The 11983-nt window shown below is 59.4% G+C and carries 6 protein-coding genes and 2 pseudogenes; 5 read left to right on the forward strand and 3 right to left on the reverse strand.

The features are described from left to right. Positions 1-23: 23 nt before the first annotated feature. Positions 24-776 (reverse strand): annotated as a pseudogene (locus tag QOM10_RS31210) (MCP four helix bundle domain-containing protein); the annotation flags it as partial. 248 nt (positions 777-1024) lie between these two features. Here QOM10_RS31210 and QOM10_RS02220 point away from each other — a divergent pair. The 4 genes and pseudogenes from QOM10_RS02220 to QOM10_RS31220 all read left to right on the forward strand — a co-directional run bounded on the left by QOM10_RS02220 (position 1025) and on the right by QOM10_RS31220 (position 3591). Beyond that, positions 1025-1255, forward strand: coding sequence for a hypothetical protein (locus QOM10_RS02220; RefSeq protein ID WP_007909525.1), 231 nt, complete (start codon positions 1025-1027; stop codon positions 1253-1255). Beyond that, on the forward strand, positions 1252-1554 hold the full coding sequence (locus tag QOM10_RS02225; protein ID WP_127925557.1) for a cell division protein ZapA: 303 nt from the start codon (positions 1252-1254) through the stop codon (positions 1552-1554). The genes QOM10_RS02220 and QOM10_RS02225 overlap by 4 nt, the downstream gene beginning before the upstream one ends. Before the next feature lie 144 nt (positions 1555-1698). Continuing rightward, positions 1699-2724 (forward strand): annotated as a pseudogene (locus tag QOM10_RS31215) (cache domain-containing protein); the annotation flags it as partial. A 135-nt stretch (positions 2725-2859) separates the two neighbouring features. Further along, positions 2860-3591 (forward strand): methyl-accepting chemotaxis protein, encoded by a 732-nt coding sequence (locus QOM10_RS31220; protein ID WP_410479217.1) that lies wholly within the window; start codon positions 2860-2862, stop codon positions 3589-3591. A 216-nt stretch (positions 3592-3807) separates the two neighbouring features. Here the strand turns inward: QOM10_RS31220 and QOM10_RS02235 are convergent, their stop codons facing one another. Beyond that, positions 3808-5610 (reverse strand): acyl-CoA dehydrogenase, encoded by a 1803-nt coding sequence (locus QOM10_RS02235; protein WP_127925559.1) that lies wholly within the window; start codon positions 5608-5610, stop codon positions 3808-3810. A gap of 245 nt (positions 5611-5855) precedes the next feature. Beyond that, a complete protein-coding gene (putA, locus tag QOM10_RS02240) occupies positions 5856-9809 on the reverse strand; it encodes a trifunctional transcriptional regulator/proline dehydrogenase/L-glutamate gamma-semialdehyde dehydrogenase (RefSeq protein WP_316917510.1) in 3954 nt (1317 codons plus the stop codon). A gap of 457 nt (positions 9810-10266) precedes the next feature. Here putA and putP point away from each other — a divergent pair, with 457 nt between their 5' ends. Continuing rightward, the gene (gene putP / locus QOM10_RS02245) at positions 10267-11751 is read left to right on the forward strand and encodes a sodium/proline symporter PutP (protein ID WP_137219310.1); all 1485 of its coding nucleotides are present in this window, start codon (positions 10267-10269) and stop codon (positions 11749-11751) included. Positions 11752-11983: the final 232 nt, after the last annotated feature.

Below are 11983 nucleotides of genomic sequence, written 5' to 3' on the forward strand. Positions count from 1 at the left end.
AGCAGGCGACCGGCCTCGTCTTCACCGTCAACGTGGATCGGCTGGGTCAGATTGCCTTCGGCGATGGTTTCCGCAGCGTCCAGTGCTTTGGAAATGGGCTTGGTGATGCTCACGGTCAGCAGCCAGGCGAACAGCAGGGTCAAGCCGCTGGCGATCACCAGCAAGGTGACCACCAGATCGAACGACATCGAATACTGATCTTTGGCGCCTTGATCGGTGTCGGCGATTTGCTGGGTGTTTATCTCCAGCAAGCGCGCGAGGGCGGTGTTTACCGCTTCAGAGTTGTTCAGCAGATCGCTGTTGAGCATTTGCCGCAACTCGTCGACCTGATTGTTGCGCGACAGGGTTTTCATGCGTTCTTCGAGCTGACGGTACTGCGCCAGCAGTTGCACGTACTGATCGTACGCCGTACGTTCGTCTGGGCTGGAAATCAGGGGCTCATAGGCACGCTGCGCCTCGGTGATCTGGCGGTTACGCATATCGAACAACTCGATGGTTTTTTGCTGCACATCGGGTTCGCGGTTGATCAGCAACCGGTACGACAGCACCCGCAGGCGCAGGGTCAGTTGGGTGAACTCGTCGAGGGCCTTGATGGAAGGCACACTGGCCGTGGCGATATCTTCGCCTGCTGCGCGGATTTTACTCATCTGATTAAGCGCAAACACGCCGAGAATCAGCATCAGGCCGCCGATCAGGGCGAAACCGGTAAACGCCCGTGGGGCGATATTCATATTGCGGAGGGACATGGGCGGATACCAAGAGAGGGCCGCTTCCATGCGGGCTGAGACTGCTGTATGGATGACTTATCGGTCATACGACTAAAGTCTTGAGGCACTGTGCGTATTTGTCGCAGAAGGGCTTGGGCGACGAAGTGCAGGAACCAGATCGGCAGATCACAGTCTTTAAAACTCGCAGGAACGGTCCGCCACCAGGAAAATCAAGGCCTTGCGCCGGTTTAACCCTGGCATCCGTGGTGACTTTTCTTTATCGTACGCGCCCTTTGAAAAACGCTTGGAAGATCAAAATGTTGGAAGCATCCCTCAGCCAATTGGAACAGCTCGTCAGCGACCTGGTGCAACAGAACCAGACCCTCGCGCAAACCAACCAGACCCTGTCCACGGAACTGGCCCAGGCCAAGGATGAAAACGAAAGCCTGCAACTGAACCTGATGGAACAGGAAGAAAAGCACGGCGCCACCGCCGCCCGCATTCAAGCACTGGTTGATCGCGTCAACGCAGGTCCGGTCAGCGCATGAACCACCACACAGCAGGGGTAAAAGTCGTCTCCATTCTCGGGGAGGACTATTCGATCAAGGCACCGGCCGGGGAAGAACAGACCCTGCTGGACGCAGCCCTGATGCTCAAGGCAGCGCTGGATGACACCAAGCGCAAATACCCGACATTGATCGGTGACCGCTTGCTGGTTCTGGCGGCGATGAATCTGTGCTCGCAGCAGATTGAAATGAAGAAGCAGCACCAGGAAGAACTCGACCGTTACCAAGAGCAAGTCAGCGCCACGGTCGACACCATCGCCAAGACCATCAATCAGGGCTGATCGGGTTGCGCACAACCAAAGAATAGATTGTCGATCGGGTTGTATACAATCGGCACGGCTGTTGCATTGTTTCGGCCACTTATTCTTTGGGGGTGCTCCATGCAGTTGTGGCGACGCAGTATTCAATGGCAGCTGATTCTCAGCATGGGCACCGCCCTGCTGGTCAGCATCCTGATCGTGGTTGGCATTTATACCCTGGTGGTCAACCGCCTCGCCCAGAGCTATCTGGTCGAACAAGCCCTGCCGTCGAGCATCGAAGCGACACGCAACGATATCGAACGGATCCTCGTGCAACCGCTGACAGCGGCCAAAGATATCGCCAGTAATACGATGGTCCGCGACTGGCTCGCCTCGGGCGAAGACAGCAGCAAAACGGCTGGCTTCGCGCAGTATCTGGAAGGCATCCGCGCCGAACATAAAGCCTTCACCGCTTTGATAATCGGCACCGAATCCAATCATTACATCACCGAAAAAGGCCTGGACCGCACCCTCAGTCGCACCAAACCGGCCGACGCGTGGTTCTATTCCTTCCTCGACAGCAATCAGCCGCGCACTCTGAATATCGACAATGACGGGGCGACCGGAGAACTGGCGCTGTTCATCGATCTGAAGGTCGAGCAGGCCGGCAAAGTGGTCGGTGTGGCCGGGCTCGGACTGAGCATGAAAGAGCTGTCGGAACTGATTCACAACTTCAGCTTTGGTGAGCGTGGCAAGGTCTATCTCGTGCGTTCCGACGGTTTGATTCAAGTGCACCCGGAGGCGCAGTTCAGCGGTAAACGCACCTTGAGCGAGCAGATTGGCGCCAATGCGGCGCAGTCCGTCATGGGCCAGAAAACGGCGATCAGCAGCAGCTTCCAGAGGGATGGCGAAGACTTCCTCGCCTTCAGCCTGCCATTGCGCGATTTGGGCTGGACTCTGGTGGCCGAAGTGCCGCAGTCGCAGATCTACGCCGAAGCCCGTAAAGCGATGTGGATGAGCGGCGGCATTGGTCTGGCCGTGGCACTGGTGTGCCTCGCGTTGGTGGTGTGGCTGGCGCAAGGTCTGGTGCGGCCGATTCGCCAGGTAACAGCTGCGTTGGTAGCAATCGGTAGCGGTGGGGGAGATTTGACCCACCGGTTAGATTCCAGTCGCGCCGATGAGTTGGGCGACCTCGCGCGCGGCTTCAATCGTTTCCTCGACAGCCAGCGCGGGATGATCGCTGAAGTGCTGACCACCAGCGAGCGTCTGCGTACGGCTGTGGGGCAAGTGGCGAAAGTGGTGGAAAACACTGCCGAGCGTTCCGGCCGTCAGCAGGAAATGACCGACATGGTTGCCACCGCCGTTCACGAAATGGGCCTGACCGTGCAGGAAATTGCGCAGAACGCCGGCAACGCGGCACTGGCCTCGCAAACCGCGCGGGATGAAGCGATGCAGGCGCGGGAAGTGGTTGGCGGTTCGATCAAGCATATTGAAAGCATGTCGGATGAGATTGGCGTAGCGGCGGGCGCGGTCGGCGAGCTGGCGCATCAAGTGGCGTCGATTGATTCGGTGCTGGCGGTGATTCGCGGGGTGTCCGAGCAGACCAACCTGTTGGCGCTCAATGCCGCCATCGAAGCAGCTCGAGCCGGGGATATGGGGCGCGGCTTTGCGGTTGTTGCTGATGAAGTGCGCACCTTGGCGCGACGCACTCAAGCGTCTACTGACGAGATTCAACAGATGATCGGCAGCCTCAAACAAGGGGCGGAAAACGCCGTGTCGTCTATGCGCACCGGTCAAGCCGCAACCGGCACCGGGGTTGAGTCGAGCCAGCGCACCGGGGCATCACTGACGGCGATTACCGGGCAGGTAGAGCGCATCAGTGACATGAACCATCAGGTGGCGACGGCGACGGAAGAGCAGTCGGCGGTGACGGAAGAGATCAACCGTAATGTGCAGGGGATTTCCGATCTGGCGCGGGCGACGGCGGGGGAGGTTAGGGCGTGTCGTGAGGATTGTCAGATGTTGCAGAGGCTGGCGGATGATCTGGCGCGGCAGATGGGTGGGTTCAAGTTGACTTGAGTGTTGAGCCAGAAAAGCCCCTCACCCTAGCCCTCCCGAAACGTCGGACCGCTCGTAGGGAGAGGGGACTGACCTTGGGATGCTTGAGTAATACGCCGACCTGGGAGTGCAGTACCGAATCCATAATCGACGCGGTTTTTCCGGTCGATGTATAGCGTCAGACACCTCGGTCGGCCCCCTCTCCCTCGGGGAGAGGGCTGGGGTGAGGGTCGGCTTTCAGAACCAGGCATCCTGCATCGCCAGGCACGTATCGTCCCGCGCCTCCAGCAACGCCAGTTCATGGTGGCACCCCGGCACTTCCCACGTCAGGAAATACCGCGCCGCCTGCAGCTTGCCCTTATAGAAGTCAGCATCCACCAAATTGCCCTTGGCCAACCCTTCCTCGGCACGAATCGCCTGCTCCAGCCAGCGCCAGCCAATCACCGTGTGTCCGAACACTTTCAGGTACAACGCCGAGTTCGCCAGGCTGCTGTTGATCTTGCCCTGTGCCAGATCGGTCAACAAACCGATGGTCACCGTTTGCAGACGTGCCACCAGTTTCTCTAAAGGCTCACGCAATGCGGTCAGTGATTCATACGCCGTCGCGCGTTCAGCGGTGTTGGCGATCAGACGAATCAGTTGCTTGAGCCCCGCGCCACCGTTCTGCGCCAGTTTGCGCCCGAGCAAGTCCAGCGACTGAATGCCATGGGTGCCTTCATGAATCGGGTTCAAGCGGTTATCGCGGTAGTACTGTTCAACCGGGTATTCGCGGGTGTAGCCGTGACCGCCAAGAATCTGGATCGCCAGTTCGTTGGCCTTGAGGCAGAACTCCGATGGCCAGGATTTGACGATCGGGGTCAGCAAATCCAATAGCTCATGCGCCTGTTTGCGCTCGGCTTCGGACTCAAGCGTGGTGGTGTCATCGAACAACCGCGCGGCATACAAGCCAAGGTCAAACGCCCCTTCAACATAGGATTTCTGCGTCAGCAGCATGCGTCGTACATCCGCGTGCTGAATGATCGCCACTGGCGCCGTGGTTGGATCCTTGCTGTCCGGCACCCGCCCTTGTGGACGCTCGCGAGCATACTCCAGCGAATACAGATAACCGGCATAACCGAGCATCACTGCACCCATGCCAACGCCGATCCGCGCTTCGTTCATCATCTGGAACATGTAGCTCAAACCGCGATGCGGCTCGCCCACCAGATAGCCGACGCACTCACCGTTATCGCCGAAGTTCAGCGCTGTGGAGGTGGTACCGCGCCAGCCCATCTTGTGGAACAGCCCGGCCAGCAGCACGTCATTGCGCTGGCCGAGGCTGCCGTCATCGTTGACCAGAAACTTTGGCACGATAAACAGCGAGATACCTTTAACGCCCGCAGGCGCGTCCGGCAGTTTGGCCAGGACCATGTGCACGATGTTTTCCGAGAGCGGGTGATCGCCGCCGGAAATGAAAATCTTGTTGCCCTTCAGGCGATAAGTGCCGTCGGACACCGGCTCGGCGCGCGTACGAATATCCGACAGTGACGAACCGGCGTGCGGCTCGGTCAGGGCCATGGTGCCGAAGAAGCGCCCGTCGATCATGGGCTGCAGGAAGCGCTGTTTTTGCTCGTCGGTGCCGAAGCTCTCGATCAGGTTCGCCGCGCCCATGGTCAGGAACGGGTAGGACGTCGAAGCGGCGTTGGCTGACTGGAAATGTGCGAAACAGGCTTGCGACAGCAGTGTAGGAAGTTGCATGCCGCCGGCGTCGAAACTTCTCGCGGCGTTGAGAAAACCGGCCTCGAGGAAGGCATCCACCGCCGGTTTCACTTCCGGAATCAGAATCGCCTTGCCGTCTTCATAGCGCGGTTCGTTCTCGTCGCCCTTGCGGTTGTGCGGTGCAAAGTACTTCTCGGCGATGTTGCGCGCGGTGCCGATGGCGGCGTCGAAGGTCTCGCGGTTGTGCTCGGCAAAGCGCTCACGCCGGGTCAGGCCCTCGGCATCGAGGACTTCATACAGCTCGAAAGCCAGATTGCGGGAACTGAGCAGCGTCTCGGACATGGCGGCCTACCTGAAATTGGGGTTGGGCCGAGTCTAAGGCGGGGGAATAGAGGCTGGATAGGATGATTGATGAGAGTGATGCAGAGGTGAGGGCGACACTAATCAAATGTAGGAGTGAGCCTGCTCGCGATAGCGGTCTGTCAGACACATTTATTCTAACTGACAGACCGCTATCGCGAGCAGGCTCACTCCTACAGGGGTTTACATTCCAGGCGACCATTGCGGTCGCCTGGATTTACAGCGGTTTAGCCGATTGTCATCAAGCTGGCATTACCACCCGCCGCCGCAGTGTTAACGCTCAACGCCCGCTCAATCACCAGACGCTCCAGTGCAATATTGGTCTCGCCCTGGGACAAGCCCTGAACCCCAACAATCGCGCCGGCACGCTTGGCAATCTGCTGGCAGACGCCGCGCAACTGGTCGGAATGGCCGTGATGCAGAACCGCATCGAATACCACCTCATCCTTGTTCCAGTCAGCAACCAGCTTGATCCGCGCCTGAATGTCCTTCGGCAGGCGTGCGAACAGTGCCTTGCTGATGTCGGATTCCGGCCATACCGCCGAACCGCCCACGGCCAATACCGCAGCCAGTTGCGTCAGCAGATCACCTTCAACCTCGGCCAGGCACAGCACGTGCTCGCGCGGCAGGATCGCGTAGCTGTTTTTCTCGCCGGTCGGGCCCGCCAGCGTACGGGTAATGCCGCTCTGCGATTGCGCAGCGTACTGCACGCACAGAGTGCTCAGGTCGGCGTACTTGTTGCTTTCAGCCCAGGCTTTCAGCGCGTTCAACGGTTTGCTCATGGCATCGCGCAGGCGAACGTCCGGGGCGACAACAGCATCACCGCGAGCGAAGGATTGTTCGATGGCGTCGGTAGGACGCGTCGACAGCAAGCGGTACAGGTACAGCGGGCCACCGGCTTTCGGGCCAGTACCCGACAGGCCTTCGCCACCGAATGGCTGCACGCCGACCACGGCACCGACGATGTTGCGGTTAACGTAGACGTTACCGGCGTTGACGTTGTCGATCACCTTGGCGATGGTCTCGTCGATCCGGGTGTGCACGCCCAGCGTCAGGCCGTAGCCGGAAGCGTTGATCTGGCCGATCAGTTGATCGATCTCTTTGCGCTTGTAGCGCACCACGTGCAGCACCGGACCGAAGATCTCGCGTTGCAGTTCGTCAAAGCTTTCCAGTTCGATCAGGGTCGGCATGACGAAGGTGCCGCGTTTGACTTCTTCAGTGTCGGCAATCGCCACTTGGTACACGTTGCGACCTTTGTCGCGCATGCCCTGGATGTGCTTGTCGATGCCAGCCTTGGCTTCGGCGTCGATCACCGGGCCGATGTCCACGGACAGGCGCTCAGGGTTGCCGAGACGGCTTTCAGCCATGGCACCTTTGAGCATTTCGATGACGCGATCGGCGGAATCTTCCTGCAGGCACAGTACGCGCAGCGCCGAGCAACGCTGACCAGCGCTGTCGAAGGCCGAGGAAACGACGTCGATCACCACTTGCTCGGTCAGAGCCGACGAATCGACGATCATCGCGTTTTGGCCACCGGTTTCGGCGATCAGCGGAATCGGACGGCCCTGGTTGTCGAGACGGCCGGCGATGTTGCGTTGCAGCAGACGCGCGACCTCAGTGGAACCGGTGAACATCACGCCCTTGACGCGCTCGTCACCCACCAGACCGGCACCAACGGTTTCACCGCGACCCGGCAGCAATTGCAGCACGCCTTCCGGAATCCCGGCTTCGAGCATCAAGCGCACGGCCTGAGCGGCAACCAGCGGAGTCTGCTCGGCCGGTTTGGCCAGTACCGGGTTACCGGCAGCCAATGCAGCAGCCACTTGGCCGCTGAAGATTGCCAGCGGGAAGTTCCACGGGCTGATGCATACGACTGGGCCCAATGGGCGGTGGGCGTCGTTGCTGAAATCGTTGCGAGCCTGCACTGCGTAATAACGCAGGAAGTCGACGGCTTCGCGGACTTCGGCGATGGCGTTGGCGTAGGTCTTGCCGGCTTCACGAGCGAGCAGGCCCATCAGCGGCTGGATCTCGCCTTCCATCAAGTCAGCGGCACGTTCCAGAATCGCTGCACGTTCGGCGGGCGGGGTGGCCTGCCAGATCGGCGCAGCGTTCAGCGCGCATTGAATGGCGTTGTCGACATCTTCGACGGTAGCTTCTTGAACATGACCGACCACATCACGGTGATCTGCGGGGTTCAGCACTGGTGCAGGGGTTTCAGTGCTGGAAGCGCAACCGAGCATCGGCGCTGCTTTCCAGTCGGTGTGGGCAGTGGCGAGCAAAGCGCAGGACAGCGAAGCCAGGCGATGTTCGTTGGCCATGTCGATGCCGCTGGAGTTGGCGCGTTCGGCACCGTACAGATCACGCGGCAGCGGGATGCGCGGGTGCGGCAGGCCGAATCCACCTTCCACGGTCGCCATCTGCTCGATCTGCGCCACCGGATCGGCTACCAGCTCCTGAATCGAGATCGACTGGTCGGCGATGCGGTTGACGAACGAAGTGTTCGCGCCGTTTTCCAGCAAGCGACGTACGAGGTACGCCAGCAGCGTCTCGTGGGTACCGACCGGCGCGTACACGCGGCACGGACGGTTCAGCTTGCCTTCGGAAACTTTGCCTACAACCTGCTCGTAGAGCGGTTCGCCCATGCCGTGCAGACACTGGAATTCGTACTGGCCCGGGTAATAGTTCTGACCGGCAATGTGGTAAATCGCCGACAGGGTGTGGGCGTTGTGCGTGGCGAACTGCGGATAGATGACTTCCGGCACCGACAGCAGTTTGCGTGCGCAAGCGATGTAGGAAACGTCGGTGTACACCTTGCGGGTATAGACCGGATAGCCTTCCAGGCCTTCGACCTGGGCGCGCTTGATTTCGCTGTCCCAGTAGGCGCCTTTCACCAGACGGATCATCAGGCGATGACGGCTGCGGCGAGCCAGATCGATCACGTAGTCGATCACGTACGGGCAACGCTTCTGGTAAGCCTGGATGACGAAACCGATGCCGTTCCAGCCGGTCAGCTGCGGCTCGAAGCACAGGCGCTCAAGCAGATCCAGTGACAGTTCGAGACGGTCGGCTTCTTCGGCGTCGATGTTCAGACCGATGTCGTATTGCTTGGCCAGCAGGGTCAGCGACAGCAGGCGCGGGTACAGCTCGTCCATCACACGCTCGTACTGCGCACGGCTGTAACGCGGGTGCAGTGCCGACAACTTGATGGAAATGCCCGGGCCTTCATAAATCCCACGGCCGTGGGACGCTTTGCCGATCGAGTGAATGGCTTGTTCGTACGACGCCAGGTACTTCTGCGCATCGTGTTCGGTCAGTGCCGCTTCACCGAGCATGTCGTAGGAATAACGGAAGCCCTTGGCTTCGAACTTGCTCGCGTTGGCCAAGGCTTCGGCGATGGTTTCGCCGGTGACGAACTGTTCGCCCATCAGGCGCATGGCCATGTCGACGCCCTTGCGGATCATCGGCTCGCCGCTCTTGCCGATGATGCGGCTCAGCGAAGAGGTCAGGCCAGCTTCGTTGTGCGTCGAGACCAGTTTGCCGGTCAGCAGCAGCCCCCAAGTGGCCGCGTTGACGAACAGCGAAGGGCTGTTGCCCAAGTGCGGATGCCAGTTGCCAGTGCTGATCTTGTCGCGGATCAGTGCATCGCGAGTGCCTTTGTCCGGGATGCGCAGCAGCGCTTCGGCGAGGCACATCAGCGCCACGCCTTCCTGGGACGACAGGGAAAATTCCTGCAGCAGACCTTGAACAATGCCTGCACGACCGCCGGCACTTTTCTGGTTACGCAGTTTTTCCGCAATGGAGGCGGCGAGTTTGTTGGTGGCTTCAGCCATGGCGACCGGCAGGCGCGCCTGCTCGATCAGCATCGGTACCACTTCCGGCTCAGGGCGACGGTAAGCGGCGGTGATCGAAGCGCGCAGTACGGACTGCGGCAGGATGCTTTCAGCAAATTCGAGGAAGCATTGGTGGGCGTGATCGGTGTGGACTTCGCCCGCCTCATCGGCGTCCTTGGCGGTCAGACCATTCAGCTCGGTCAGGGTTGCACCACCCTCGAGTTTTTCCAGGTAATTGAAAATTGCCTGCTTGATCAGCCAGTGCGGTGTGCGATCAATCGAGGTCGCGGCCGCCTTCAGGCGCTCGCGGGTCGGGTCATCGAGTTTGACCCCAAGGGTGGTGGTAGCCATATTTTTATCCTCATGGTTGCCACAGTTGCGTGGCATCAGCTGGCGGCAAGATTAGCCGTGCGCCGAAAGAGGTGCAACCGGGTGCAACCCTTTTTTTGTCGGAAAAATAAACGCTTCGTCAGGAATTATTTTCTGGTACGAAAGTGCGGCACTTGCTTGGTGCTTTTGCTTCTAGCAATGCGCTTTGACTGCGCTAAAAGGGAGCAAAAACCGCTTGTTTCTCGATATATCCGACTAGGTGCAACTAATTCTCGCGAAACTGGTTGCACCTTTTTTAGTTTGTTGCATAGCATTCGCGCCCTAGGTGCAACCGGGATAACCCGGTGCATCGGCTGGTGGCTTTCCTGGGGAAACATCAGTCCTAAATGCGCGGGATCGCGAATCGTCTGCCAAACGTCATCGTTTGCGCGCTGTTCATCACCGCTGCTACATAAAAACAAAGCCAGGGCGTAACTTAATGAGCGTAAGCAATCCAACACTGATCACGTTCGTGATCTACATCGCAGCAATGGTGCTGATCGGCTTCATGGCCTATCGCTCCACCAATAACCTTTCCGACTATATTCTCGGTGGTCGCAGCCTCGGCAGCGTCGTCACCGCGCTGTCTGCCGGTGCTTCCGACATGAGCGGCTGGTTGTTGATGGGCCTGCCGGGCGCCATCTACATGTCCGGTCTGTCCGAAAGCTGGATCGCCATCGGCCTGATCGTCGGTGCCTACCTGAACTGGCTGTTCGTTGCCGGCCGTCTGCGTGTGCAGACCGAACACAACGGCGACGCCCTGACCCTGCCGGACTACTTCTCCAGCCGTTTCGAAGACAAAAGCGGCCTGCTGCGCATCATTTCGGCGATCGTGATCCTGGTGTTCTTCACCATTTACTGTGCCTCCGGCATCGTGGCTGGCGCCCGTCTGTTTGAAAGCACCTTCGGCATGTCTTACGAGACAGCGTTGTGGGCCGGTGCTGCGGCGACGATTGCCTACACCTTCGTTGGCGGTTTCCTCGCGGTGAGCTGGACTGACACCGTACAAGCCACGCTGATGATTTTCGCGCTGATCCTTACGCCGATCATCGTCCTGCTGGCCACTGGCGGCGTCGACACCACGTTCCTGGCCATCGAAGCCAATGATCCAAGCAACTTCGACATGCTCAAAGGCACGACCTTCATCGGCATCATCTCGCTGATGGGTTGGGGTCTCGGCTACTTCGGTCAGCCGCACATCCTCGCGCGTTTCATGGCGGCGGATTCGGTGAAGTCGATTGCCAACGCCCGTCGCATCTCCATGACCTGGATGATCCTGTGCCTGGGCGGCACCGTGGCCGTGGGTTTCTTCGGTATTGCTTACTTCTCGGCACACCCGGAAGTTGCCGGCCCAGTCACCGAGAACCATGAACGTGTGTTCATCGAACTGGCCAAGATCCTCTTCAATCCATGGATTGCCGGTGTGCTGCTGTCGGCGATTCTCGCCGCTGTAATGAGCACCCTGAGCTGCCAGTTGCTGGTGTGCTCCAGCGCCCTGACCGAAGACTTCTACAAAACCTTCCTGCGTAAATCCGCCTCCCAGGTTGAACTGGTCTGGGTCGGCCGCGCCATGGTGCTGTTGGTTGCGCTGATCGCGATCGCGATGGCAGCCAACCCGGAAAACCGCGTACTGGGTCTGGTGTCCTACGCCTGGGCCGGTTTCGGTGCTGCGTTCGGTCCGGTTGTACTGATCTCGGTGATCTGGAAAGGCATGACTCGCGACGGCGCACTGGCCGGTATCCTGGTCGGCGCGATCACCGTGGTGGTCTGGAAGCATTTCGAACTGCTGGGTCTGTACGAAATCATTCCGGGCTTCATCTTCGCCAGCCTGGCCATCTTCATCGTCAGCAAGATGGGCGAGCCGACCAAAGGCATGGTGCAGCGCTTCGAAGCGGCGGAAAAAGATTTCCACCTGAACAAGTAATTGTTCTGAGCTGAAGCTCACCTGAAAACGGCCCGTTTCCTACAGGAGGCGGGCCGTTTTTTTGTGCCTGCGATTTCTCTGATTCACCGTGCTCCCCTGTAGGAGTGAGCCTGCTCGCGATAGTGGTGTGTCAGTCGACATCAATGCTGAATGTCAGACCGCTATCGCGAGCAGGCTCACTCCTACAGGGGGGCGGTGGTGGTTTTGGAGGATTTGTCTGTAGTTGAAGGCG

It is taken from the genome of Pseudomonas sp. P108, assembly GCF_032613195.1.
Lineage (GTDB): Bacteria > Pseudomonadota > Gammaproteobacteria > Pseudomonadales > Pseudomonadaceae > Aquipseudomonas.